Origin of the sequence: Sphingomonas sp. Sph1(2015), assembly GCF_001970915.1 — a bacterium.
GTDB lineage: Bacteria > Pseudomonadota > Alphaproteobacteria > Sphingomonadales > Sphingomonadaceae > Sphingomonas > Sphingomonas parapaucimobilis.
Genome location: NZ_MQUI01000009.1, coordinates 41,475 through 65,136 on the forward strand (window position 1 = coordinate 41,475; position 23,662 = coordinate 65,136).

Sequence of the window (23,662 nt, forward strand, 5' to 3'; positions counted from 1 at the left end):
CATGTCGACCGACGTTCTGAGCGCCGATCCGGCCAAGAACCCGACCTATTATCTGGTCGAGGACGAGGATCATCACCACGAATCCGGTGGCTCGACCGCCATCGGTTTCTGGATGTACCTGATGAGCGACTGCCTCATCTTCGCCATCCTGTTCGCCACTTACGGTGTGCTGGGCACCAGCTATGCCGGTGGGCCGACCCCGCGTGAGATCTTCGAGCTTCCGCTGGTCGCGCTCAACACCTCGATGCTGCTGCTGTCGTCGATCACCTATGGCTTCGCCATGATCGCGATGGAGAAGAACCAGAAGTCGAACACGCTGATCTGGCTGGGCATCACCGGCCTGTTCGGTCTCGCCTTCCTGTCGATCGAGCTCTACGAATTCGCCAACCTCATCCATGAGGGCGCGGGTCCGCAGCGTTCGGCCTTCCTGTCGTCCTTCTTCACGCTGGTCGGCACGCACGGCCTGCACGTCACCTTCGGTTCGATCTGGCTGGTCACGCTGATGGTGCAGGTCGGCCGCTTCGGCCTGATCGAGGCGAACAAGCGCCGCCTGATGTGCCTGTCGATGTTCTGGCATTTCCTGGATGTCGTCTGGATCGGCGTCTTCACCTTTGTCTATCTGCTGGGAGTTCTCCGTTGAGCGCTCATCCTCCCCATGGTCATGGCGATCACGCCAATCTGGACCATGATCTCCATTCGCATGGCGACACCCATGGCCATGGTTCGCTCAAGGGCTACATGATCGGCTTCGTGCTGTCGGTGATCCTGACGGCCATCCCGTTCTGGGCGGTCATGACCGGCGCGCTGGGCGATACCCAGACGACCGCGCTGGTCATCATGGGCCTGGCCTTCGTCCAGATCGTGGTCCACATGATCTACTTCCTCCACATGAACACCAAGTCGGAGGGTGGCTGGACGATGATGGCGCTGGTGTTTACCGCCGTGCTGGTCGTCATCACGCTGAGCGGATCGATCTGGGTCATGTATCACATGAACACCAACATGATGCCGGACATGGCCGCCCAGATGGGCGGCGGCATGTAATGGCTGAGGCTGGCGTGAGCGGCGGGCGGCCCGGCCGTTCGCCACTGACGCTGGCGATCCTGACCGCGATCGGCGTGGCGCTGATCGCGGCCTTTCTTTCGCTCGGCCTGTGGCAGTTGCAGCGCCGGGTTTGGAAGCTGAACCTGATCGCGACGGTGGAGGCGAGGCTCCATGCCCCTCCCGTCGCGGCTCCCCCCACGGCCGGCGCTTCCGATGCCTATACCCGCGTGACGGCCGAGGGGCGTTTTCGCAATGACCGCGAAACCTATGTCCAGGCCGTAACCGAACGAGGGCCGGGTTTCTGGGTATTGACGCCGCTGGTCGGCCCCCGCTTTACCGTGCTCGTCAATCGCGGCTTCGTTCCCGCCGAAAAGCGGGCTGATCATAGCCGCCCTGACGGCCCCATTCGCATCACCGGGCTGATCCGCGTTACCGAGCCGGGTGGGGCCTTCCTTCGGACGAACGATCCGGTCGCCGATCGCTGGTACTCGCGCGATGTCGCCGCCATTGTCAAGGCCAGGCGGCTTGGCCCGGTCAGCCCGTATTTCATCGACGCGGACAGGACACCCAATCCCGGCGGCTATCCGGTCGGCGGGCTGACCGTCGTGGCATTCCGCAACAGCCATCTTTCCTATGCCCTGACGTGGTTTGCGCTGGCGATCCTGACGGCGGTGGGCATCGTCATTCTCTGGCGGCGGGGCCGGGAATGACCGCGGGCGATCCGCCCTTCCTGCCCTTCACCATGCGCCCGCGTGAACCCGATGCGGCCGCCGGCACCGCCAATATGCGTCAGCTTATCCACCTGCGCTGGATGGCGGTGGCGGGGCAGCTGGTGACGATCTTGTTCGTCAACCGCGTCATGGGGGTCCAGCTGCCTATCCCGGCAATGATGGGCGTGCTGGTGATGGCGGCCGCGATCAACCTGCTGAGCCATTTCCGGCTGCGCTTCCACCGCATCACGAATACAGAGCTGCTCTTCGCATTGATGTTCGACGTCGGCACGCTGACGCTTCAGCTTTTTCTGGCGGGGGGTGCGACCAATCCGTTCATTTCGCTTTATCTGATCCAGGTCGTGCTGGGCGCTGTGCTGTTGGAGACGTGGTCGGCCTGGGCGCTGGCGGGGATCACCGGCCTCTGCTTCGGGTTGCTGTCACTCCATCACCGACCGCTCGCCTTTCCGCCATGGCTGTTCGGTGACATTGCCGGGCTGCATACGCTGGGTAACTGGCTGGGCTTTGCGCTGGTCACGGGGCTGCTGATCCTGTTCGTCACCCGGATCAGCCATAACATGCGCCTGAGCGCTGCGCGATTGGCGGACCTTCGCCAGCAAGCGTCGGAGGAGGAGCATATCGTCCGCATGGGGCTGCTCGCCTCGGGCGCGGCGCACGAGTTGGGTACGCCGCTGGCCAGCCTGTCGGTGATCCTGAGCGACTGGCGGCGGGTGCCCAAGTTGCGCGACGATGCCGAACTGATGGGCGAGATTGCCGAGATGCAGGCCGAGGTGCAGCGCTGCAAGGCGATCGTAACCCGCATCCTGCAATCGGCGGGTGAGCCGCGGGGCGAGGCGGCCGAACTGTCGGAGGTCGGTCGCTTCATCGACGCCATCGTTGACGAATGGCGACAGAGCCATGCCCAGGTTGCGCTCGATTATCAGCGGACCGATGATGATGCCGCGATCGTTTCCGATCCCGCCATAAAACAGGCCGTCTGGAACGTTCTCGACAATGCAGCCGAAGCTTCGCCGCATTGGGTCGGCCTGACCGTCGCGCGCGAGGGCGGGGCGGTGGCGGTGCGCGTCACCGATCACGGGCCGGGCTTTACCGCGACAACATTGTCGCAGGTCGGTCGTCCGCAACAATCGACCAAGGGCGAGGGGCACGGCGTCGGCCTGTTCCTCGTAGCCAGCGTCGTCCGCAAACTGGGCGGTCGGGTCGAGGCGGCGAACCGCGTCGAGGGTGGCGCTGCCGTTACGCTCACCCTACCTTTAAGCATGATCGGCGTATCGGATCGGGAGTAGAGATGGACGAAGACCGTTCATTGGTGATCGTCGAGGATGACGATACCTTCGCACGTACCCTGCAGCGTTCGTTCGAGCGGCGTGGCTATCGGGTGTGGGTGGCCGCCAACCCCGATGCGCTGCGTGAGGTGCTGGCCGAAACCACGCCGCGCTACGCCGTCGTCGACCTGAAACTGGGGCAGGCATCGGGCCTGGCTTGTGTGCAGACGCTGCACGCGCATGATCCGGAAATGCTGATCGTCGTGCTGACCGGTTTTGCAAGTATCGCGACGGCGGTCGAGGCCATCAAGCTCGGTGCGTGCCACTATCTGGCCAAACCGTCCAACACCGACGACATCGAGGCGGCGTTTCACAAGGCGGGCGGCGATGCCACGACCGCGATTACCGACCGGCCCAGTTCGATCAAGACGCTGGAGTGGGAGCGGATCAACGAAACCCTGGCAGAGACGAATTTCAATATATCGGAAACCGCCAGGCGGCTGGGGATGCACCGTCGCACCCTTGCGAGGAAACTGGAAAAGCGCCACGTCCCCTGACGTGGCGCTTGCCCCCGGTCAACGGCGCTTTTCGGCCGCGATCCAGTCCGCGATCTTCTTTTCCAGCACCGGCATCGGCAGCGCGCCGGTGTCGAGCACCTCGGCATGGAAGCGGCGGGGATCGAATTTCGAACCCAGCTCGGCCTTGGCCTGCGCCTTCAACCGGCTGATCGTCAGCTGGCCGATCTTATAGGCCAGCGCCTGGCCCGGAATGGCGATATAGCGTTCGACCTCGGCGGTCGCGTCGGTGCGCGCCATGGGCGAGTTGGCGAGCATATAGTCGATCGCCTGGTCGCGGGTCCAACCCTTGGCATGGATGCCGGTGTCGACGACCAGTCGCATGGCGCGCAACATCTCGTCGTTCAGGCCACCCATTCGCTGATAGGGGTCGGTTTCCATGCCCAGTTCGGGCCATAGCGTCTCGGCATAGAGCGCCCAGCCCTCGGCATAGGCGGTATTGCCGCCGAAACGCATGAAGGCGGGTAGCGCCGCATTTTCCTGTGCCAGGCTGATCTGGAAGTGATGCCCCGGCACAGCTTCGTGCAGATAGAGCGTTTCCATCTCCCACATGTAACGGGAGGGGAGGTCATAGGTGTTGTAGTAGAAGACGCCGGGCCGTGTCCCATCCGGCGTGCCGCCCTGGTAAGAGCCACCGGCATCGGTCTTTTCCTTGAAGGCCGGAACTGGACGGATTTCGAGCGGCGTTTTGGGAATCAGCGAGAATTGCTCGCGGATGCGCGCATCGACACGGCGGCCGATCGCCTCATAGCCCTCGCGCAATTGGCTAGCGCTCTTGGGCGCGAATTGCGGATCGGTGCGCAGGAAGGTGAAGAATTCGGGCAGGCTGCCCTTGAAGCCGACCGCCTGCTTTTGCACCTCCATCGCCTTCAGGATGCGCGCGACCTCTGACAGGCCAAGCTGGTGCACGTCCTCGGCCTTGAGGGGCAGGGTGGTGTTCTGTTCGATCAGATAGGCATAGAGCGTGTCGCCGCCCGGCATCCCCGAAAGCCCGACCGTGTCGCGCGCCACCGGCAGATAGGTCTCGGCCAGGAATGTCCGCATCCGCTGTTCGGCGGGCACGATGACGTCGCGAATCTGCGCGGCATAGGCCGCCTTCAACCGTGCCTGCTCGGCCGCCGGGACGGTGGCGGGGAAATTCAGGACGGGGCCGTAGAAGGTCGACTTCTCGACCGGCACGTTCAACAGATTGTCGAACTGGGCGATCATGTTGCGCACGACCAGCTTGGGCTGGACGATGCCCCTCGTCATGCCCTGGCGGAAGCGGGTGATCGCTTCGTCCAGCAGACGGGCATATTCCACGTTGCGCTTCAGGTTGTTTTCATAGTCGGTTACCGTGTTGAACGGTGCGGCACCCTGGCCTGAGGCGAATTCGGGGTAAAAGGTCTGGATGCCGTAGAAGTGGTCCATCGGCCGGACGATCGTCAGTGCGACGATGGCGGGATCGAAGCCTTTCAGGGTCGTCTCGCCCTGCTGTTTGAAGACGTCATAGGCGACCTGATTGGTCGGGGTTAGCCTGGCCCGGTTGATCTGGCCCAGGGCCTTGAGATCCTTTTCGGTCGCCGCCCGCTCCGCCGCGATATAGGCATCGGAAAAGAAATCGCCGATCCGGTCGGCCCGGCGCATGTCGCCGCGGAAGATGCCGCTGATCGGATTGCGCGCGAGGCTCGCTTCGTCGCTGTCATGGAAAAGCTGCTTGAGCCGGGCGTCCTCCTTGCCCTCCCCGGGTTGGGGCGCCGCGATGGGGGTGGCCTGGGCAGAGACGGTGGTGGGCGCGCTCAGCGAGAGGGCGGCTAGGACGATGGCGAGGGAGGAAGAGCGCAAGCGGATATCCCGGTGAGAGCGATGAGACGATCTTGGTAGAAAGCCCCGTTCGCACCCGCAAGCCGCTGGCGCATCAGCCCGAAAAAGAAGCGCCCCGCGATCGCCATGGGATCGCGGGGCGCCATCTGCCCAGCCTGAAGGCGCGAGCTTAGACCGAGGTCTTGCTCGTCGCCGCCTTGGCGGCGGCCGAACCGGCATTGCTGGCGGCCTTTACGACGTCGTCGAACAGCGACTTGGCGCGGTCCTTGGCAGCGTCCTTGGTCAGGCCGGCGTCTTCCAGTTCGCGCAGGCCCGTCTCGCGAGCCGCCTGCGTCGCCTGGCGAACCGTCTCGCCCAGCCTCTTGCCGAGCGGGGTAAGCAGTTCCTTTTCGCGCGCCGACCGGGGGATCAGCGCCCCTGCGATGACGCCGACGACCAGTCCGCCGACGAGAATGCCGAGCGGGTTGGACTCGATCGTACGGGCGGTCTTGTGCGCCAGCTCGCCCGCTTTGTCCTTGGACGTGTGGAGCGCGGCCGCGGCCTTGTCCTTCGCGTCGTGATAGGCCTGCGACGCGGTTTCGCGCGTGTGGTCGATCTTTTCGCGGAGGGCGGTCTGCTGATCCTGGTGGGTTTCGGTGGTCATTGCGAACATCCTTCTGGGCCATGTCGCGAGGGGGTGCCCCCCGCGAACCAAATCAGCGCTTGCGCTTGAACAGGCGGGCGATCCGCCGACGATTGAGGAGAAGGCCTATGACAGCCACACCGCCCGCAACGGCGGCAGGGTTGCTTTTGGCGGACTCGAGGCCACATTTGGCAGCCGTGATGCCCGCCTCGCGCGCCTGTGCTGCCAGTGCCTGGGGCTCCAGCCTGGCCTGGATGCGCGATGCGGTGCCGTTCAGTCGTTCGCGTGCCTCGGCCGCGCGGATTTCCGCTTCTGCGACGGTCATGCGCCATCTCCGGACAAACGGGACTTGCCCATCATCGCCAATATGCCAGCGATGATGACGACCACGCCTACGACGATCAGCGTCGCCGCAAACGGACCGACTGCCGGTGTCAGCGCGAAGATCAGGCCGACCAGCAACGCGATCAGCGCTGAGAGGCCCAGCACCGCTGCTATCCCGAAGAAGATCGCCACACTTCGAAATCGTCCGATCTTGTCGGTAGCGCGCGCCTTTGCCAGATCGATCTCGGCGGTGATGAACGATCGCCCATCATCGACGAGCTGCGACATCAGCGAGGTCAGCGTCTCCGGTTCGGGCGACACCGCCGTCCGCAGGGTTTCGACGACGCGGGTCACGCGAAGGCGTCAACCGACTGGCGGGTTTCGACACCCGACTGGACAATGCGAGCCAGCGCAAAGCCGAGCGCGGCGGCAATACCGATCGCCACGGCCGGGCTCTTGGTCACGAAGGCGCGGGCGTCATCGAGCAGTTCCTCGACATCCTTGTCCTTGATCGCACCCGACAGCGAGGTCACCGTGTCCGCAGCCGAACGGGCATATTGGCCATATTGGTTGCCCAGCTTCTCATCGACTTGACCGGCCGCGTCGTTCAGCAACTGCGCGACCTGATCGAGCGCCGATCCGGCCTTTGCCTTGCCATCCCCGGCCAATGCCTGAATCTTGTCGACGGCCTGCTGCTGGAACTTGGTGGCTCCCTCCTTCACCTGATGCTTGGCGTCGGCCAGACCGGCCTTGGCCTTCGAAGCGTCGGTATCCGACGCCAGCGGTGCGTTCGGGGCGGCCACTTCGGGCGCCACCGCGATGTTGGCGCCGAAACCGGGCGTCGCGGTATCAGCGGCGGGGAAGGTGCTGTCGGTGTCAGCCATCGGAAAACCCTTTCGTTACGGCCCGGACGAACGGGCGCTTTGCCTCTTAACCCCGGCGATGGAAGCGCGGTTCCATGCTTTTAGCGCAATTGCCCTTCGCACAGTCACACGATAGAGCCGCGCCGAGACCACTAGGCTGATGTAGGAGCATCGTTACGTGACCGCAATCATCGACATCCACGCGCGTCAAATCCTGGACAGCCGGGGCAATCCCACCGTCGAAGTCGACGTTCTGCTGGAAGACGGCAGCTTCGGCCGGGCCGCCGTTCCCTCGGGCGCATCGACCGGCGCCCATGAAGCCGTCGAGAAGCGCGATGGCGACAAGAGCCGCTGGATGGGCAAGGGCGTCGAAGCCGCCGTCGAAGCGGTCAATGACGAAATCACCGATGCGATCCTGGGCATGGATGCCGAGGATCAGGCCGATCTCGACCGCGCCATGATCGAGCTGGACGGCACCGAGAACAAGGGCCGTCTGGGCGCCAACGCGATCCTGGGAGTCAGCCTGGCGGCCGCCAAGGCCGCGTCGGAAGCGCGCGGCCTGCCGCTCTACAAATATGTCGGTGGCGTCTCGGCGCACCTGCTGCCGGTGCCAATGATGAACATCATCAATGGCGGCGAACACGCTGATAACCCGATCGATTTCCAGGAATTCATGATCATGCCGGTCGGCGCGGCAAACATCATGGAGGCGGTTCGCTGCGGCTCGGAAATCTTCCACACGCTGAAGAAGGCACTGCACGACAAGGGTCTGGCGACCGGCGTGGGCGACGAGGGCGGCTTTGCGCCCAACATCGCCTCGACCACCGAAGCGCTGGACTTCATCATGGCTTCGGTCGAAAAGGCCGGGTACAAGCCGGGCGACGACGTGATGATCGCGCTCGACTGCGCCGCCACCGAGTTCTTCAAGGACGGCAAGTACAATATCTCGGGCGAAGGCAAGATCCTGTCGAGCCATGAGATGGCCGAGTATCTCGCCAACCTCACCCGCCAGTACCCGATCCTGTCGATTGAGGACGGCATGGCAGAGGACGATTGGGAGGGCTGGAAGGCGCTGACCGATCTGATCGGCGACAAGGTGCAGCTGGTCGGCGACGATCTGTTCGTCACCAACCCGAAGCGCCTGAAGAAGGGCATCGAGGGCGGCTATGCCAATTCGCTGCTGGTGAAGGTCAACCAGATCGGCACGCTGACCGAGACGCTGGAAGCCGTGTCGTTGGCGCAGCGTTCGCGCTACACCGCCGTCATGTCGCACCGTTCGGGCGAGACCGAGGACGCGACCATCGCCGACCTGGCGGTCGCCACCAACTGCGGCCAGATCAAGACGGGCAGCCTTGCGCGTTCGGACCGGCTCGCCAAGTACAACCAGCTGATCCGCATCGAGGAAGAGCTGGGTGACTCGGCACGCTATGCCGGTCGCGATATTCTGATCCGCGCTTGAAATCGAAAGGCGTCGGTAACATTATGGCCGCTGTGACCAAGAAACCGTCGCCTTTCATCCGGACCATGCGGCGGGCCGCGCTGCCCGCCCTTGGTCTGACGATCGTTGCCTTTTTCGGCGCCTATGCGGTGCTAGGGCGCAACGGTCTGCTCGCTTATGGCGAATATCAGCGCCAGCTGGTCAAACGCGAGCATGACTATGCTGCACTCGACAAGCGACGGACGGTGCTGAAGAACCGGGTCGCGCTGCTCGATCCGGATCATGCCAACCCGGACATGGTCGACGAGATGGTCCGCAAGGAACTGAACGTCGCTCACCCGGACGAGGTCATCGTCCCCCTGAAATAAGAAAGGGCGGCCCGGAAAGGCCGCCCTTTTCGTATCACCGACCCAGGAAGGTCAGCAGGTCGCTGGTCAGCCGATCGCCGTGCGTGACGTTCAGCCCGTGGGGTGCGCCGTCATATTCGACAAGCTGCGAATGCGCGATCCCCGCTGCCGCCGCACGACCCGCCGCGTCGATCGGGACGGTCTGATCGCCGGTGCCGTGAACGATCAGCGTCGGCACGCGGAAGGCGGACAGGTCGGGACGGAAGTCCGTCTGGCTGAACGACTCGGCGCAGGCGAGGGTCGGCTTGAGCCCCGCCTGCATCGCCACGCCCGTCGCCCAGTCGAGCACGTCGTCGCTGACCGGGCTGCTGATGAAACCGACGCCGAAGAATTGCTTGAAGAAGGTGTGGCGAAGGAAGTTGGCGCGGTCGTCGCGCAGGCCCTGGCCGATCTCTTCGAACACCGACTGGTCGGTGCCATGGGGATTGTCGTCGGTCTTGAGCATATAGGGCACGACCGACGCGATCAGCCCGGCCGCGATCACGCCTTTGCCGTCATGGCGGCTCATATAGCGTGCGACTTCACCGCCGCCCATCGAGAAGCCGATGACGGCCGCGTCCTGTGCGCCCGTCGCCTCCAGCACGTCGGCGAGATCATCGGACAGCGTGTCATAATCATAACCCGACCAGGGCTGGCCCGACCGTCCGAAACCACGCCGATCATAGGCGATGGCGCGGAACCCTGCCTCGGCCAGCGCCATCATCTGGGTGTCCCACATGTCCGACGACAGCGGCCAGCCATGGAGCAGCACGACGGGACGGCCTTCGCCCCAGTCCTTGACATAGATATCCGTTCCGTCGCGGGTTTTTACATAAGGCATCGTCGGCTCCTTCGTATGGGGCGATATGACGGGACGTGAACGGGTCGATGGGACGGCCGTTCCGTATCCCCGGCGATTGCACAGCATCGGGGGAGTCCAACGATTTCGTTGTTTTCCATGGCGACGATCGGCTGGGTAATAAAGCCATGGTCCCGCATTGCTTTAGTTACGTGATGACGTCACATTCGCATCATTCGCGATTGAGACGGAGCGTGACGGATGCGGGGATGGCGTGGACTATTGGCGGGCACGATGCTGGCCGGACAGCTTGTGGCGGGGGCTGCCATGGCGCAGACCAGCGCGATGACCGAGAATGATCCCTATATCTGGCTGGAGGACAAGGACGGACCCAAGGCGCTTGCCTGGGTCGAGGCCGAGAATGCCAAGACCCTGCCGCGCCTTCAGAACGACCCGCGCTATCAGACCTTTTATTCCGAAGCGCTCGCCATCGCCTCGGCCAAGGATCGCATTCCGATGCCGGGCCAGATCTATGGCCGGATCGTCAATTTCTGGCGCGATGCCGATCATCCGCAGGGGCTATGGCGCTGGACGACCGAGGCCGACTACGCCTCCGCCAACCCCAAATGGACAACGCTGCTCGACCTCGACGCACTCAGCAAGGCGGAGGGCAAGAAATGGGTCTGGAAAGGCCTGTCCTGTCTCAGCCCCGAGGACCGGCTATGCCTGATCGCCCTGTCCGAGGGTGGCGAGGACGCGATAGAATATCGCGAATTCGATCTCGAAACCGGGCAGTTCGTGCCGAACGGCTTCCGCCTGTCGACCTCAAAGCAGGGCGCGGCCTGGCTCGACAAGGATACGCTGCTGGTCAGTCGGGACTGGGGGCAGGGGACACTCACCAAGTCGAGCTATCCCTTTGTCGTGAAGATGGTGAAGCGCGGGGCGCCGCTCGACCAGGCGACGGAGATTTTCCGCGGTGCGCCGACCGATGAACTGGGCACCTATGCCAGCGTGCTGACCGATGCGAAGGGCAACCGCGCCGTCGTGATCGAGCGGCGACAGACCTTCTTCGGCGGCACCAAGCTGTTCTGGACGCCCAAGGGCGGGGCCAAGCCGATCGCCATGCCCGCACGTGCCTTTCCGGCCGGGCTGGTCGATGGCCGGGTGATCTTCCAGACGAGCGACGCCTGGGGCCAGCATCCGGCGGGATCGGTAGTCTGGGCGCCGCTGTCCGAACTGGAAGCGGGGCAAATTACGTCGCGCGCACTCTTCACGCCGACTGACCGTCAGGCGGTGGAGGGCGTTTCGACCACAAAGGATCGCGTGGTCGTCACCTATATCGACAATGTCCGGGGCCGGGCCAGCATCTTTGCTCCGACCGGCAGTGGCTGGACCGCCAGCGCCGTGCAGGTGCCTGACAATATGGCGGTCGATGTGGTCAGCACCAGCGACCGGTCGAATACCGTCTATCTGTCTACCTCGGGCTTCACGACGCCGACCGTGCTATCACGCTTCGACGCTGGCCGCCCGACCGCGCCGCAGGTGCTGAAGACACTGCCCGCTCGCTTCGACGCGACCGGCACGACGGTCCATCAATATGAGGCGACCTCGACCGACGGCACCAAGATCCCCTATTTCGTGGTCCTGCCCAAGGGCGCCAAGCTCGACGGGACGACGCCGACGCTGATGACGGCCTATGGCGGTTTTGAAATTGCCCGGCTGCCCAATTATCTGGGTTCGACCGGCAAGATCTGGACCGAGCGGGGCGGCGCATTCGTGCTCGCCAACATCCGGGGTGGCGGCGAGTTCGGGCCGAAATGGCATGATGCAGGCCGCAAGACCAAGCGGCAGATCATCTATGACGATTTCGCCTCGGTGGCGAAGGACCTGTTCACGCGGCACATCACCAATCCGCAGAAGCTGGGCATCTATGGCGGCTCGAACGGCGGCCTGCTGATGGGCGTCGAACTGACCCAGCATCCCGAGCTTTGGAAGGCGGTGACGATCCAGGTCCCGCTGCTTGACATGGTCCGCTATCAGAAGATCGCGGCGGGTGATTCGTGGAAGGACGAATATGGCTCGATCGACGTGCCCGAAGAGGCCGCGTTCCTGCGCAAGATTTCGCCCTATGCCAATATCCGCAAGGGTGTAGCCTATCCTGAACCCTATATCTGGACCACCACCAAGGACGATCGGGTCGGGCCGCAGCATGCGCGCAAGTTTGCCGCCCGCCTTTCCGAATATGGCATACCCTATCTTTTTTACGAGGACACGGCCGGTGGCCACTCCGGGGATGCCGACATTGCGCAAGGTGCGCGACTGAGCGCGCAGCAGATGGTATATTTCGCCCAGAAGCTGATGGACGCTCCCAGGCGATAGCCGGAGGGGCCGGGCGTATCGCACGCCCGGCCTTTCCATGGCCCTATGCGGCAATTATGCTCTTGCTGCACCGCGACAGGATCGGCAAATGCAGGAGATGACCGATATGACGACGACCGAGCGCCGTCCGGCTGAACCGGCGGCAGGCGCTCCCGCCATCATCTTCGAAGCGATCGTCAAGATGCAGGCGGTGTCCGCCATGTACAATCGCGGGGAAGTGGTGCTGGCGCCCCATGTAATCTTCACGCGGCACGACGAACTGTACGTCGATGCGACGACAATTGAGCGGGACGGCAAGCCGCCGCGCGAGGAAAAGATGGGCACGTTCAAGCTCGCCGGGCTTGGCGCGCTGCGCCTCACGCCCCGGCGGTTCGCCGCCAGCGCCCTGTTCGAGCGCGATGCCGAGAAATATCAGGGTGTTGCCCTGATGATGGTCGAGCCAGGCTGATCCCGGAAGAGTCAGGCACCGTGCTGGCGATGAAGCGCGGTGCCTGACATGCGCCTCAGCGGCAGCGGACCTGGTTCTGCTCGATCGAGCGACCGGCCAAGGCACCGCCAGCCGCACCGAGCAGCGTCGCGATCGTACTGCTGCGCCCACCGACCAGATTGCCTAGGACGCCGCCTGCCGCGCCGCCGATGATCAGGCCGGTCGTGCCGTCCGAGCGACGGCAATAATAGCGGCCATCGGTTCCCGCATAGACGCGATCCTGCGGTTGCAACACCCGCTCGCGATATTGCGAGCCATCGCGATAATCGCCGACTGGATCGTAATAAGGTTCTGCATTGCGGTCATAGCCATCGGCTGGAACCGGCGGTGCAACCCGATAACCACCGGGGCCAGGTGGTGGCGGGGCCGGGCGATAGCCGCCATCGTCATAACCGCCCTGGTTCCGCTCGGACTGGTACAGGTCCACCTCCTGACGATAGATCTGATATTCCCGATCAAAGCGGGCCTGCGCCGCCCGGAACCGCGCATCCTGCGCGGCGGTCTGTGCCGTCGCCGGGATGGCCGTTGCGGTAACGGCGGTGGTGATCGCCAAAATGGCCAGACGACGAAAGCCCATCTTTCCTATCCCTCCATACCCCGACAGTCGGGGAAGGCGACCGATACGGTCCCGAAAGAATATGGTTCCTGAACGGCGGTCCAAGTCGGATCGACATCCGTTCCTTCCCTGCAAGGTGAGGGGTATAGCAGGTTGTAAGTTAGCCCGATCTCTCCAACGGGATACCCCTTCTTCAAGATTTCGGCCTGCCACCTTCGCTGCGAGGAGAGGAAGGTGGAAGCTTTCACCCCTTGGTGACGAAACTGTCCATTACCCGCTTGCGCCCGGCCTGCTCGAAATCGATTTCCAGCTTGTTACCCTCGATCGCCGCGATCGCGCCATAACCGAACTTCTGGTGGAATACGCGCTCGCCGACATTCAGGTCGTCGCGTCCCTTCTGACCCAGTCCGACGGAGGGCGAACGCGATTCGACGATCCGAGCGGGACGGGCGGGGGCCGCATTCTGCCCCGTCGCCGCCCGTTGCCAGCCCGGCCCGCGCCCGGTGCCGCGCCCGACATTGGCGAACGGATCGGCATGTTCGGACCAGTTGGCCCGCCACAGGCTTTCACCGCCGGTCATGCTCGTCTCGCTCTCGATATGCTCGGGCGGCAATTCACCGACGAAGCGGCTCGGCAGGCTCGACGTCCACTGCCCATAAATCCGCCGATTGGCCGCATGCAGGATCACCGCCTTCCGCCGTGCGCGCGTGATCGCGACATAGGCGAGCCGCCGTTCCTCCTCCAGGCTGCGCGTACCACCTTCGTCGATCGCACGCTGCGACGGAAACAGGCCTTCTTCCCAGCCCGCCAGGAAGACCGTATCGAACTCCAGCCCCTTGGCGGCATGGATCGTCATGATCGTCACCTCGGGTTCGCGCTGGTCGCCATCGCGGTCCATGACCAGCGAGACATGCTCCAGGAACGCGCCGAGCGATTCGTAATCCTCCATCGCGCGGACGAGTTCGGACAGGTTCTCCAGCCGCCCGGCCGCCTCGGCTGATTTCTCGTTCTGGTACATGGCCGTATAGCCGCTCTCGTCCAGCAATTGCCGCGCCAGCTCCGGATGCGCCAGGTCTCGCGCCATGTCGCGCCAACGGGCGATGTCGCCGATCAGATTGCCCAGGCTCCGCCGGGCCTGCGGGGTCAGTTCATCGGTGTCGAGGATACGTGCCGAGGCGATCGTCAGCGGCAGTCCTTCGGCCCGCGCCAGTTGATGGATCTTGGCCAGCGCCTTGTCACCCAGCCCGCGCTTGGGAACATTGACGATCCGCTCGAATGCCAGATCGTCCGATGGCTGGTTGACGATGCGCAGGTAAGCGAGCGCATCGCGGATTTCGGCCCGCTCATAGAAGCGGAAGCCGCCGACGATCCGATAGGGCAGGCCGATCGCGATGAAGCGATCCTCGAATTCGCGGGTCTGGTGCGAGGCGCGGACGAGAATGGCGATATTGTCGTAGGACGTACCCGACCGTCGCGCGGCTTCGATCTCCTCGCCGACCCGCCGCGCTTCCTCCGGGCCGTCCCAGACCCCCAGCACCTGAACCTTCTCGCCGACGTCCAGTTCGGTCCACAACGTCTTGCCGAGCCGCCCGCCATTGTTGGCGATCACGCCCGACGCGGCGCCCAGGATATGCGGGGTCGAGCGGTAATTCTGTTCCAGCCGGATGACCTTGGCACCGGGAAAATCCCGTTCGAAGCGCAGGATATTCTCTACCTGCGCGCCACGCCAGGAATAGATGGACTGGTCGTCGTCACCGACACAGGCGATATTCTTGCGCGCCTGGGCGAGCAGCCGCAGCCAGAGATACTGGACGCTGTTGGTATCCTGATACTCGTCCACCATGATATAGCGAAAACGCTGCTGATACTGGTCCAGCACGTCGCGGTGCGTCTTCAGGATGGTCAGCATGTGGAGCAGCAAGTCGCCGAAGTCACAGGCGTTCACGCTGCGCAGCCGGTCCTGATATTGGCGATACAGCTCGGCGCCCTGGCCATTGGCGTAACGCTCGGCCTCGCCCGCGTCGATATCGCCGGGGACCAGGCCCTTGTTCTTCCACTCGTCGATCAGGCCACCCAAAGCGCGCGCCGGAAAGCGCTTCTCATCAATGTCCGCTGCGACGATAAGCTGCTTGAGCAGCCGTAGCTGATCGTCGGTGTCGAGGATGGTGAAATTGGACTGTAGCCCGACCAGTTCGGCATGGCGACGCAGCATCTTGGCGCCGATCGCGTGGAAGGTGCCCAGCCATGGCATCCCCTCCACCGCATCCCCGACCAGCCGCCCGACGCGCTCGCGCATTTCGCGCGCGGCCTTGTTGGTGAAGGTGACCGACAGGATCTCCGATGGCCAGGCTTTACGCGTGTAGAGAAGGTGCGCCAGCCGTGCGGTCAGCGCCGCCGTCTTGCCCGTTCCTGCGCCCGCCAGCACCAGTACCGGCCCATCGGTGGTCAACACCGCCTCACGCTGCGCGGGATTCAACGTCCGAAGATAGGGATAGTCGGCCAGCGAAGCGGCGGGATCGGTGGGAGGCACGGTCATCGCGAACAGTTAGGGAACGTTTGCGGCGGGGGCAACCACCCGTGATTTCGGCTTGGCCCTGTTTCATCGCGGGATGCGTCATCGTGCCGTCTTTTGTGCCACGCGAAAGCGACACGTCCGTCATACCGATCTCGATCTACGCCGCAATGCCGACATCACACGCTGCCGTCGGGAGATGATGATGGACGCAGCGACGAGAAGGTCGCGGCGTTGCCAACCGCTGCCCCGGTCGCGCTGGCCAGCAAGGACTAAAAGCGTGAACGGCACTCGACCGGGCGGCTCGATCCACCGCCCGGTCGCGTTCCGATGGGAGACAGCGTGGCCCCGAAGGGACCGGGCCGCCGTCATGAAAATGTCACCGGAAAGGCGCAACGCGATTGGCCATGACATCCTATGCGCTCGCCGGTGGCCAATCCGAATCCCGCGTTCGCGGGCCGCGCCTCGATGCCGGGCTCCATCCGATGGGCCGCTGGGTGTTTACCGCCCTGCTGATCGGTGGCCTTGCCTATGCCGGCTATAGCATTGCGGTCGACACCGCCCGCGTTGGTGAGCCTATGGCGATGGGCGTGTTCGCTTTTCTGGGGCTGGCGCTGCTGATCGCGCTGGGCTTCGAGTTCGTGAACGGCTTCCACGATACCGCGAATGCTGTCGCGACCGTCATCTACACCCATTCGATGCCTGCACCGCTGGCCGTTGTCTGGTCCGGTTTCTTCAATTTTCTAGGCGTTCTAAGCTCCACCGGGGCCGTCGCCTATTCGATCATCACGCTGTTGCCCATCGACCTGATGCTGCATGTCGGCTCGGCCGGCGGGTTCGCGATGATCTTCGCGCTGCTGCTGGCTGCTGTCCTCTGGAACCTGGCGACCTGGGCCGTCGGACTGCCCAATTCGTCGAGCCATGCATTGATCGGCTCGATCCTGGGCGTGGGGCTCGCCAATCAGCTGCTGTCCAGCATTCCCGGCACGTCCGGGGTCGATATGGCGCAGGTTTGGAAGGTCCTGTCCGCGCTGCTGTTCAGCCCGCTGATCGGGTTTGCCGGTGCGCTGATGCTGCTGCTCGTCATGAAGCGCTTCCTGCGCGACAAGCGACTTTACCGCGAGCCGGAGGGCGACACGCCGCCGCCACGCGGCATCCGTGCGCTCCTGATCTTTACCTGCACGGCGGTCAGCTTCGCGCATGGCGGCAATGACGGGCAGAAGGGCATGGGACTGATCATGCTGATCCTGATCGGTTGCGCGCCGACCGCCTATGCACTGAACCGGACGCTACCGGAGAGCGCGATGCCCGCCTTCGTGCGCAGCGCCCAGGTCGCCGCGACCGCCTATGCCGTGCACGGCGAACAAGGCACCATCTCGGTCGATCAGGCGCGTGCAGACGTCGTCGACGGCGTCCGGAAAAAGGCGATCGATACGCCCAAGGTCTATGCGGGCCTGTCCGAACTGTCCCGCGACATCGGCGAGCGGATCGGCAATTATGGCACGTTCAGCCGCGTTCCCGCCGCCGTCGTGCCCAATCTTCGCAACGACATGTATCTGGTCCTCGACACCACCCGCCTGGTGACGAAGAGCGAGACGGCCAAGCAGCGCTTCACCGCCGCCGAGATCGAGTCGCTGAACAGCTATGCCGGGTCGCTGGAGCGGGGCACCCGCTATATCCCGCTATGGGTGAAGGTCACGGTCGCCCTGGCGCTGGGCCTGGGCACCATGGTCGGCTGGCGACGCATCGTCGTGACGGTCGGCGAGCGCATCGGCAAGACGCACCTGACCTATGGCATGGGTGCCGCGGCCGAGCTGATGACGGCCGCCACGATCTTCGGTGCGGAATATATCGGCCGTCCGGTGTCGACCACCCATATCCTGACCTCCGGCGTTGCCGGGGCGTCCGTTGCCAATGGGGCGGGACTTCAGTTCCGGACGATCCGCAACATGCTGCTCGCCTGGGTCCTGACGCTGCCGGCCGCGATGCTGCTGTCGGGCACCCTGTATTGGCTGCTGCTGCAACTGGCCCGCACGCTGGCGGGGTAGGCGGATAAGGCTTTACGCCGGGCGTCCGCTTCTGCACGAGCGAGGCATGACCCATGCCTCGCCTCCGTCGCACCGCCATATCCTGCTGGCCAGCCTGACCGGCACGGCTGTAGAGTTCTACGATTTCTATATCTATGCCACGGCGGCGGCTTTGGTGTTCGGGCCGCTATTCTTTCCGGCTTCCTCGGCGACGGCGCAGTTGCTGCTGTCTTATGCCAGCTTCGGCCTCGCCTTTGTCGCGCGCCCGGTGGGCGCCATCGCCTTCGGCCATTTCGGCGACCGGGTGGGGCGGAAATCGACCCTGGTGGTCAGCCTGATGCTGATGGGCGGATCGACCGTCGCCATCGCCTTCCTGCCGACCTATGCGCAGGCCGGATGGATCGCGCCGCTGCTGCTGTGCATCGCGCGACTGGGGCAGGGGCTTGGGCTTGGCGGCGAATGGGGCGGAGCCGCTTTGCTCGCCGTGGAAAATGCCCCGCCGGGCAAGCGCAACACCTGGGGCATGTTCCCGCCGCTCGGCGCGCCGGTCGGCTTCATTCTGGCCAACGGCTTTTTCCTGATCCTTGGCCTGATCCTGACCGACGAACAATTCCGCGCCTGGGGCTGGCGCCTGCCGTTCCTGGCGAGCGCGGTATTGGTGCTGCTGGGCCTGTGGGTCCGCCTGCGCCTGACCGAGACGCCCGATTTTGCCGAAGCCAAGAAGGCCGAGGCGTTGCCACGCGTGCCGATCGCGACGCTGCTCCAGGGGCATGGCCGCGCGCTGCTGGCCGGGACGGGCGGGGTGGTGGCCTGTTTCGCGATCTTCTACCTCGCAACCGCCTTTGCGCTCGGGCATGGAACGACAGTGCTCGGTTACCCGCGCGAGGCGTTTTTGGGCATCCAGCTGGTTGCGATTCTGTTCCTGGCGCTCGGCGTCGTCGTCGCCAGCGTAATGGCCGACCGGCATGGTGCGCCCTTCATGCTGCGGCTGGGCTTTGCGGGCTGCGTCTTGGTCGGGATCGCGATGGGGCCGATGCTGGGATCGGGGTCGCTCGCGATCGTCTTCGTATGGCTGGCGGCGGCGCTGTTCGTCATGGGCTTTGCATACGGCCCGCTCGGCGGCTGGCTACCTGCGCTGTTTCCGGCCGGGGTGCGCTATACCGGCGTGTCGATGACGTTCAACCTGGGCGGGATCATCGGCGGCGCCATCGCCCCGATCGCGGCGCAGGCGTTGACCGAGCGCGGCGGGCTGAACTTCGTCGGCGGCTATCTGGTCGCCGCCGGTCTGCTCAGCCTCGCCGGGCTCGCCCTGATGCGCGGGCGCGGTGCCTATCAGGCCTGACGGAGCAGGGTCAGCCGCGCCTTGCCGTGAACGCGCGAGGCGTCGACGGTGAAGCCCGCAATCTCGACGTCTTCCTGCTTGGCCGTCTCGATGCTGACCCAGGTGCCGGCACCCACCCAGCCGAGCCGGGCCAGCTTGTCGAGCGCGACGCTGCCCGCACCCGTCGCATAGGGCGGATCCATCAGGATCAGGTCGAGCGGCGCGCGCGCAGGCCCCAGTGCCATTACCGACGAGGCGCGGACATCGCCCTTGGCCTCCAGCCTGGCGAGATTGGCCCGCAGTGCGTCGAGTGCGGCGCGGTCTTGCTCGACGAACAGACAGGACGCCGCCCCGCGCGACAGCGCCTCGATCCCCAGCGCACCCGATCCGGCAAAGAAATCGCCGACCGCCAGCCCCTCGAAATCGCCCAGCCGGGCCGTCAGCATCGAGAACAAGGCCTCGCGCGTCCGGTCGGCGGTGGGGCGGGTCACGTCACCCTTGGGCGCGACAAGCGGGCGTCCGCGCCATTGTCCGGCGATCACGCGCATCAGCGGTGCCCTCCTGGCCGACCGGGACGCGAGCCGCCACCGTTCGGGCGTCCTCCGCCACGCGAGTCCGGCCGCGACGAGCCACCGGAACGACCGGACGAGCCCTGTGGGCCGCGCGACGGACGGGCGGTGCGATCACCGCGATCGTCGAAGCGCGGCTGGCGCTGCCCCCCGGGACCCGAGCGTTCTCCGCTGGCTGGCTTGGCAAAGGGTTTGGAGTCGCCGCGCGAACGGTCAAAGCGCGCGCCGTCCCGTGGCGGACGGTCGCCCCGGTCTTCCGAGCGCGATGGCCGCTGTCCACCCGATCCGTAGCGTTCGCCGGGGGCACCGTTGCCGTAAGGCCTGGCATCGCGACGCGATCGATCGGAACGCGCACCCTCACGGGCGGGCCGCTCGGCCCGGTCATCAAAACGTGCCGGCCGCTGGCCGCTGGTGCCCGGCCGTTCGCCCGTCGGGGATTTCGCAAAGGGTTTGGAACCCGATCGCGGCCGATCGGAGCGAACACCGTCACGCGCAGGACGTTCGGCACGATCGTCGAAGCGGAATGAGCGCTGCCCACCAAAGCCGGGTCGTTCGTTCGTCGGCGCCTTGCCATAGGGCTTCACGCCTTCGCGCGGTCGGTCGGTTCGGACGCCTTCACGGGCCGGACGATCGCCCCTGCCATAGGCCGATGACGGACGTCCTTCGTCACGGCGGCTCCGCTCACCGGCCCCCATCCGCTCCTGCGCCCGTGGGCGGTCGCTTGCTCCACCACGGGCCTCGCCCGATCCGGCGCGGGCCGGGCGTTCACTCGCAGCGCGCGTCGGCGGCGTGCGAAAGCCGGGCTTGATCTTCGCAGGCTTGATCGCGTCGGCGGGGATGCCGCCTTCCAGCGATCGCCGGAACTCGACGATATCGGCACCTCGTACCTCACCGATGTCACCCACCGGCAGTTCGTCCAGAACGAAGGGACCGTAGCGCAGACGGATCAACCGGCTGACCTGCAACCCCAGATGCTCGAGCACACGGCGAACTTCGCGGTTCTTGCCCTCGCGCAGCGTCATCTCGATCCAGACGTTCGCACCGGTCCGCCGCTCGAGATTGGCATCGATCTGGCCGTAGCGGATGCCGTCGATCTCGATCCCGTGGATCAGCTCTTCCAGCTGGGCCTGGGTGATGTCGCCGTAGGCGCGGGCGCGATAGGTGCGCTCGACGCCGGTCGCGGGCAGTTCCAGCTGGCGCTTGAACCCGCCATCGGTGGTCAGCAGCAACAGCCCCTCGGTGTTGAGATCGAGCCGTCCGACCGGCACCAGACGCGGCAATCCCTCGGGCAGGCGGTCATAGATGGTCGGCCGCCCGGCGGGATCATGCTCGGTGACAAGCAGCCCGGTTGGCTTGTGGTACAGGAACAGGCGTGTCGGCTCGGGCGCCGCGACGGGTTCGCCATCCACGGTCACCCCGTCGAGCGTGGACAGAAGCGTCGCAGGGGTGTCGATGGTCACGCCGTTCAGGGCGATCCGGCCCTCGGCGATCATCCGCTCGACCTCGCGGCGCGACGCGACTCCTGCCCGCGCGAGCAGCTTTGCTATACGTTGATCTGATGTCATGATCCACGCTGATACAGAGGGTGTCGACCAAAGGAAATTAATTGCGTCGTTTCCGGCGGACAAAGCGTTACGCGAGCGAGCGGGACAGCAGGACAGGCCGGTAGAGGGATGAGATTGTTCGGGCGCAAGAAACGACAGCTGGTCAAACTGCTCGTCGTCGAGGACGAGCCGCTGGTCGCGTTCGATACCGAACACGTCCTGACCGATGCCGGGTACGAGGTGGTCGCCACCGTCGACCGGGTCAGCAAGGCCGTCACCCTGATCGATGGCGGTGCCGGGATCGATCTGGTCCTGGCGGATGTGCGGCTGGCGGACGGCAGCGGCGTCGATGTTGCACGGGCGGCCCATGCCCGCGACATTCCCGTCCTGTTCATCACCGGCACGCCGCCCGATGGCGTCGAGCAACTCGCCGAAGGTCTGTTGATGAAGCCCTATGGCTCACGCGAGCTGCTGGGTGCGATCGATGCGATCGAGGAGCGCCGTGCAGGCAAGGCGCCGGGCCGCCTGCCATCGGGCTTTCGTCTTTTCGCCCGAACCGGATCGTCCGGCCCCGTTGCCCCTGATGGCCAAGCCTTATAGGGTCCCCGCTTTCCGATAGGGTGAGCGGGTCTATGGCGAGTGCGCGTTGGTTGGATGGAGTGCGGCCCTATGTCGAGCCCGCACCGCTGGCCTCGCTTGCGCTCGGCATATCGTCGGCCTTTCCGCTGACCATGATCAACGCCACGCTGGCCAGCCGCTTGGCGGAAGCGGGGATCGAGAAGAAGAGCGTCACCGCCTTTGCGCTCGTCATCCTGGCCTATAATCTGAAATGGCTCTGGGCCTGGATTGTCGAGGGGGTGAAGATCCCCGTTCTCCACCGGCTGGGCCAGCGTGTCTCGTGGCTGCTGGTCGTGGCAGGCCTGGTCTGCGCGGCGGCGATCGGTCTGGGCCTGGCCGATCCACGCGTGTCGCTGGCGCAGACGGCGATGGCGGCCCTGGCGCTGGGGGTTGCGGGGGCAACCTTCGACATCGTGATCGACGCCTATCGCATCGAATTGCTGGAGCCGCGCCAACTGGGCGTGGGGGCGGGCATGGGCCAATATGGCTGGCGGATCGGCTCGGCGCTGGTCGCCTCGCTTTCGCTGGTCATCGCAACCCGTGCGGGGTGGAGCGTGGCCTATATGGTCAGTTGCGCCTTTGCGCTGCCCGCCGTGCTGACCGCGCTCTTCATGGGCGAGCCGAAGCGCCATAACGAAATCACCGCCAAGCGTCCGGCCGAGGGGATCGTCCGCGCGGTCGTCGGCCCCTTTGCCGAGTTTTTCCGTCGTCAGGGCGCATTTGTCATTCTGGCCTTCATCCTGGTCCACAAGATCGGCGATACGCTCGCCAACCTGACCTTCCGCCTGCTGTTCAACGATCTGGGGTTCAGCAAGGACGAGATCGCGCTGTACGACGTCGGTGTCGGCTTCTGGGCATTGCTGATCGGCGTCTTCGTCGGCGGCGTCCTCTACGCACGGCTGGGCATGAAGCGATCGGTGCTCATCAGCCTGATCCTGATGGCCGTCTCCAACCTGTCCTTTGCGGGCCTGGCCGCACTGGGCCATTCCAACTGGGGCATGGCGGGCGCGATCGGGTTCGAGAACTTCTCGAGCGGGATCGGCGGGGTTACCGTCGTCGCCTATTTCTCCGCGCTGACCGACCTGCGCTTCACCGCCGCGCAATATGCGCTGATCTCGGCGGCGGCGAGCGTGGTCGGGCGTATCCTGAGCGGTACGACGGCCGGGGCGCTGGTCGAGCAGTTCGGTTATGTCGACTTCTACCTGCTGACCACGGTCGTCGCGGTGCCGGGTGTCCTGCTGTTCTGGTGGATGGCGCGGTCGGGCCTGGTCGATCGCTCGATCGGCAGCGCAGGCGTCGCCGGAGAGGGCGACGCCCGTCATGAGGCACCAGTCAGTAACTGATCGGCCGCCCCTCGTCCGCGAAGGCTGCCGCGACGGCGGCGGCGCTCGCCAGGACGCTGTCGACCCGCCGAACGCCGAGCAGATCGGTCATCAGGAAATGCGCCTTTTGCGGTGCCGTTTCCATCTGGGACAGGATGGTCATCAGCGCCGCCTCTGCCGCCGTCATCCGCGCGCAGCAGCACGGCGCGATGGCGATCTGGCCCGAGGCATGGGCGGCCAGATCGGCCATCAGCGTCCGCATCAGGATCAGCGGGCGCCGGAAGTCCTGCCCGAACATGGTGAACAGCGTGTGCGACGCGCGGGCATCCGCCAGCCCATGTGCGCCCATCCGACGTATCGCGAACAGGGCAATCCGGGCGTGGGGGCAGGCCGGCAGCATGTGAGGCAGAGCTGCGGCAAGGGTGGTGGTTTCGGCCATCGGCGAGGGACTCCGTGATTACGGTCCCCATGCTATAC

General features: G+C 65.0%; 24 protein-coding genes. 13 read left to right on the forward strand and 11 right to left on the reverse strand.

Annotation, left to right across the window (positions count from 1 at the left end; translation table 11 throughout):
• The first annotated feature begins 1 nt into the window (after position 1).
• The 5 genes from cyoC to BSZ14_RS05790 are packed head-to-tail and all read left to right on the forward strand — an operon-like array spanning position 2 to position 3,597.
• Positions 2–640: a cytochrome o ubiquinol oxidase subunit III gene (gene cyoC / locus BSZ14_RS05770; RefSeq protein WP_007403230.1), complete on the forward strand. Its 639-nt coding sequence runs from the start codon at positions 2–4 to the stop codon at positions 638–640.
• Entirely contained in the window at positions 637–1,044 is a 408-nt protein-coding gene (gene cyoD, locus BSZ14_RS05775; RefSeq protein WP_042488814.1) for a cytochrome o ubiquinol oxidase subunit IV, read from the forward strand. The genes cyoC and cyoD overlap by 4 nt, the downstream gene beginning before the upstream one ends.
• On the forward strand, positions 1,044–1,754 hold the full coding sequence (locus BSZ14_RS05780; protein WP_083748137.1) for an SURF1 family protein: 711 nt from the start codon (positions 1,044–1,046) through the stop codon (positions 1,752–1,754). The genes cyoD and BSZ14_RS05780 overlap by 1 nt, the downstream gene beginning before the upstream one ends.
• On the forward strand, positions 1,751–3,061 hold the full coding sequence (locus BSZ14_RS05785; RefSeq protein ID WP_076710200.1) for an ATP-binding protein: 1,311 nt from the start codon (positions 1,751–1,753) through the stop codon (positions 3,059–3,061). Before BSZ14_RS05780 ends, BSZ14_RS05785 begins: the two co-directional genes overlap by 4 nt.
• A 2-nt stretch (positions 3,062–3,063) precedes the next feature.
• On the forward strand, positions 3,064–3,597 hold the full coding sequence (locus BSZ14_RS05790) for a response regulator transcription factor (protein WP_076710201.1): 534 nt from the start codon (positions 3,064–3,066) through the stop codon (positions 3,595–3,597).
• A gap of 18 nt (positions 3,598–3,615) precedes the next feature.
• On the opposite strand, the gene BSZ14_RS05795 is transcribed toward BSZ14_RS05790, so the two are convergent.
• From BSZ14_RS05795 to BSZ14_RS05815, 5 genes are all read right to left on the reverse strand, one after another.
• Positions 3,616–5,439, reverse strand: a complete 1,824-nt coding sequence (locus BSZ14_RS05795; RefSeq protein ID WP_076710202.1) for a DUF885 domain-containing protein — start codon at positions 5,437–5,439, stop codon at positions 3,616–3,618.
• A 148-nt stretch (positions 5,440–5,587) separates the two neighbouring features.
• The gene (locus tag BSZ14_RS05800; RefSeq protein ID WP_241823655.1) at positions 5,588–6,061 is read right to left on the reverse strand and encodes a hypothetical protein; all 474 of its coding nucleotides are present in this window, start codon (positions 6,059–6,061) and stop codon (positions 5,588–5,590) included.
• Positions 6,062–6,113: 52 nt separating this feature from the next.
• Positions 6,114–6,365, reverse strand: coding sequence for a hypothetical protein (locus BSZ14_RS05805; protein ID WP_076710204.1), 252 nt, complete (start codon positions 6,363–6,365; stop codon positions 6,114–6,116).
• The gene (locus tag BSZ14_RS05810) at positions 6,362–6,718 is read right to left on the reverse strand and encodes a phage holin family protein (protein WP_241823656.1); all 357 of its coding nucleotides are present in this window, start codon (positions 6,716–6,718) and stop codon (positions 6,362–6,364) included. The genes BSZ14_RS05805 and BSZ14_RS05810 overlap by 4 nt, the downstream gene beginning before the upstream one ends.
• Positions 6,715–7,248 (reverse strand): hypothetical protein, encoded by a 534-nt coding sequence (locus BSZ14_RS05815; protein WP_089413590.1) that lies wholly within the window; start codon positions 7,246–7,248, stop codon positions 6,715–6,717. The genes BSZ14_RS05810 and BSZ14_RS05815 overlap by 4 nt, the downstream gene beginning before the upstream one ends.
• A 157-nt stretch (positions 7,249–7,405) precedes the next feature.
• Here BSZ14_RS05815 and eno point away from each other — a divergent pair, with 157 nt between their 5' ends.
• Both eno and BSZ14_RS05825 read left to right on the forward strand, forming a co-directional pair.
• Positions 7,406–8,686 (forward strand): phosphopyruvate hydratase, encoded by a 1,281-nt coding sequence (eno, locus tag BSZ14_RS05820; protein WP_076710205.1) that lies wholly within the window; start codon positions 7,406–7,408, stop codon positions 8,684–8,686.
• Between the two features lie 65 nt (positions 8,687–8,751).
• Complete coding sequence (locus tag BSZ14_RS05825; protein WP_089413591.1) at positions 8,752–9,033, forward strand: FtsB family cell division protein; 282 nt, start codon at positions 8,752–8,754, stop codon at positions 9,031–9,033.
• A 34-nt stretch (positions 9,034–9,067) separates the two neighbouring features.
• Here BSZ14_RS05825 and BSZ14_RS05830 read toward each other — a convergent pair whose 3' ends face one another.
• Positions 9,068–9,892 carry an alpha/beta fold hydrolase gene (locus BSZ14_RS05830; protein ID WP_076710206.1) on the reverse strand — a complete coding sequence of 275 codons (825 nt, stop codon included), beginning with the start codon at positions 9,890–9,892 and terminating at the stop codon, positions 9,068–9,070.
• A gap of 219 nt (positions 9,893–10,111) precedes the next feature.
• Between BSZ14_RS05830 and BSZ14_RS05835 the strand changes: the two genes are divergently transcribed.
• Both BSZ14_RS05835 and BSZ14_RS05840 read left to right on the forward strand, forming a co-directional pair.
• The gene (locus BSZ14_RS05835; RefSeq protein WP_076710207.1) at positions 10,112–12,229 is read left to right on the forward strand and encodes a prolyl oligopeptidase family serine peptidase; all 2,118 of its coding nucleotides are present in this window, start codon (positions 10,112–10,114) and stop codon (positions 12,227–12,229) included.
• A 106-nt stretch (positions 12,230–12,335) separates the two neighbouring features.
• Positions 12,336–12,677 (forward strand): hypothetical protein, encoded by a 342-nt coding sequence (locus BSZ14_RS05840; RefSeq protein WP_076710247.1) that lies wholly within the window; start codon positions 12,336–12,338, stop codon positions 12,675–12,677.
• 55 nt (positions 12,678–12,732) lie between these two features.
• Here BSZ14_RS05840 and BSZ14_RS05845 read toward each other — a convergent pair whose 3' ends face one another.
• Positions 12,733–13,293 (reverse strand): glycine zipper 2TM domain-containing protein, encoded by a 561-nt coding sequence (locus BSZ14_RS05845; RefSeq protein WP_042488847.1) that lies wholly within the window; start codon positions 13,291–13,293, stop codon positions 12,733–12,735.
• Between the two features lie 223 nt (positions 13,294–13,516).
• Positions 13,517–15,808, reverse strand: coding sequence for an ATP-dependent helicase (locus BSZ14_RS05850; RefSeq protein WP_076710208.1), 2,292 nt, complete (start codon positions 15,806–15,808; stop codon positions 13,517–13,519).
• A 383-nt stretch (positions 15,809–16,191) separates the two neighbouring features.
• On the opposite strand from BSZ14_RS05850, the gene BSZ14_RS05855 reads away from it, so the two are divergent.
• Entirely contained in the window at positions 16,192–17,832 is a 1,641-nt protein-coding gene (locus BSZ14_RS05855) for an inorganic phosphate transporter (RefSeq protein WP_076710209.1), read from the forward strand.
• A gap of 46 nt (positions 17,833–17,878) precedes the next feature.
• A complete protein-coding gene (locus BSZ14_RS05860; RefSeq protein ID WP_076710210.1) occupies positions 17,879–19,153 on the forward strand; it encodes an MFS transporter in 1,275 nt (424 codons plus the stop codon).
• Here BSZ14_RS05860 and rsmD read toward each other — a convergent pair.
• Together rsmD and BSZ14_RS20010 are read right to left on the reverse strand one after the other, a co-directional pair.
• On the reverse strand, positions 19,144–19,680 hold the full coding sequence (gene rsmD, locus BSZ14_RS05865; protein ID WP_042488861.1) for a 16S rRNA (guanine(966)-N(2))-methyltransferase RsmD: 537 nt from the start codon (positions 19,678–19,680) through the stop codon (positions 19,144–19,146). The two genes, BSZ14_RS05860 and rsmD, sit on opposite strands and share 10 nt — an antisense overlap.
• Entirely contained in the window at positions 19,680–21,266 is a 1,587-nt protein-coding gene (locus tag BSZ14_RS20010; RefSeq protein WP_083748138.1) for a pseudouridine synthase, read from the reverse strand. The genes rsmD and BSZ14_RS20010 overlap by 1 nt, the downstream gene beginning before the upstream one ends.
• Before the next feature lie 108 nt (positions 21,267–21,374).
• Between BSZ14_RS20010 and BSZ14_RS05875 the strand changes: the two genes are divergently transcribed.
• The gene (locus tag BSZ14_RS05875; RefSeq protein WP_076710211.1) at positions 21,375–21,845 is read left to right on the forward strand and encodes a response regulator; all 471 of its coding nucleotides are present in this window, start codon (positions 21,375–21,377) and stop codon (positions 21,843–21,845) included.
• 32 nt (positions 21,846–21,877) lie between these two features.
• The gene (locus tag BSZ14_RS05880; protein ID WP_076710212.1) at positions 21,878–23,206 is read left to right on the forward strand and encodes an AmpG family muropeptide MFS transporter; all 1,329 of its coding nucleotides are present in this window, start codon (positions 21,878–21,880) and stop codon (positions 23,204–23,206) included.
• Here the strand turns inward: BSZ14_RS05880 and BSZ14_RS05885 are convergent.
• A complete protein-coding gene (locus tag BSZ14_RS05885) occupies positions 23,196–23,624 on the reverse strand; it encodes a DUF6628 family protein (protein WP_042488866.1) in 429 nt (142 codons plus the stop codon). The two genes, BSZ14_RS05880 and BSZ14_RS05885, sit on opposite strands and share 11 nt — an antisense overlap.
• Positions 23,625–23,662: the final 38 nt, after the last annotated feature.

Excerpts from the sequence above, each read along its gene's own strand:
- BSZ14_RS20010 (WP_083748138.1), bottom strand. The coding sequence starts at position 21,266 with ATGACATCAGATCAACGTATAGCAAAGCTGCTCGCGCGGGCAGGAGTC.
- BSZ14_RS05855 (WP_076710209.1), top strand. The coding sequence starts at position 16,192 with ATGACATCCTATGCGCTCGCCGGTGGCCAATCCGAATCCCGCGTTCGC.
- BSZ14_RS05785 (WP_076710200.1), top strand. The coding sequence starts at position 1,751 with ATGACCGCGGGCGATCCGCCCTTCCTGCCCTTCACCATGCGCCCGCGT.
- rsmD (WP_042488861.1), bottom strand. The coding sequence starts at position 19,680 with ATGCGCGTGATCGCCGGACAATGGCGCGGACGCCCGCTTGTCGCGCCC.
- BSZ14_RS05875 (WP_076710211.1), top strand. The coding sequence starts at position 21,375 with ATGAGATTGTTCGGGCGCAAGAAACGACAGCTGGTCAAACTGCTCGTC.
- BSZ14_RS05860 (WP_076710210.1), top strand. The coding sequence starts at position 17,879 with ATGACCCATGCCTCGCCTCCGTCGCACCGCCATATCCTGCTGGCCAGC.
- BSZ14_RS05840 (WP_076710247.1), top strand. The coding sequence starts at position 12,336 with ATGACGACGACCGAGCGCCGTCCGGCTGAACCGGCGGCAGGCGCTCCC.
- BSZ14_RS05815 (WP_089413590.1), bottom strand. The coding sequence starts at position 7,248 with ATGGCTGACACCGACAGCACCTTCCCCGCCGCTGATACCGCGACGCCC.
- BSZ14_RS05850 (WP_076710208.1), bottom strand. The coding sequence starts at position 15,808 with ATGACCGTGCCTCCCACCGATCCCGCCGCTTCGCTGGCCGACTATCCC.
- BSZ14_RS05780 (WP_083748137.1), top strand. The coding sequence starts at position 1,044 with ATGGCTGAGGCTGGCGTGAGCGGCGGGCGGCCCGGCCGTTCGCCACTG.
- BSZ14_RS05835 (WP_076710207.1), top strand. The coding sequence starts at position 10,112 with ATGCGGGGATGGCGTGGACTATTGGCGGGCACGATGCTGGCCGGACAG.
- BSZ14_RS05800 (WP_241823655.1), bottom strand. The coding sequence starts at position 6,061 with ATGACCACCGAAACCCACCAGGATCAGCAGACCGCCCTCCGCGAAAAG.
- BSZ14_RS05830 (WP_076710206.1), bottom strand. The coding sequence starts at position 9,892 with ATGCCTTATGTAAAAACCCGCGACGGAACGGATATCTATGTCAAGGAC.
- BSZ14_RS05805 (WP_076710204.1), bottom strand. The coding sequence starts at position 6,365 with ATGACCGTCGCAGAAGCGGAAATCCGCGCGGCCGAGGCACGCGAACGA.
- BSZ14_RS05880 (WP_076710212.1), top strand. The coding sequence starts at position 21,878 with ATGGCGAGTGCGCGTTGGTTGGATGGAGTGCGGCCCTATGTCGAGCCC.
- BSZ14_RS05825 (WP_089413591.1), top strand. The coding sequence starts at position 8,752 with ATGCGGCGGGCCGCGCTGCCCGCCCTTGGTCTGACGATCGTTGCCTTT.
- cyoC (WP_007403230.1), top strand. The coding sequence starts at position 2 with ATGTCGACCGACGTTCTGAGCGCCGATCCGGCCAAGAACCCGACCTAT.
- BSZ14_RS05885 (WP_042488866.1), bottom strand. The coding sequence starts at position 23,624 with ATGGCCGAAACCACCACCCTTGCCGCAGCTCTGCCTCACATGCTGCCG.
- BSZ14_RS05845 (WP_042488847.1), bottom strand. The coding sequence starts at position 13,293 with ATGGGCTTTCGTCGTCTGGCCATTTTGGCGATCACCACCGCCGTTACC.
- BSZ14_RS05790 (WP_076710201.1), top strand. The coding sequence starts at position 3,064 with ATGGACGAAGACCGTTCATTGGTGATCGTCGAGGATGACGATACCTTC.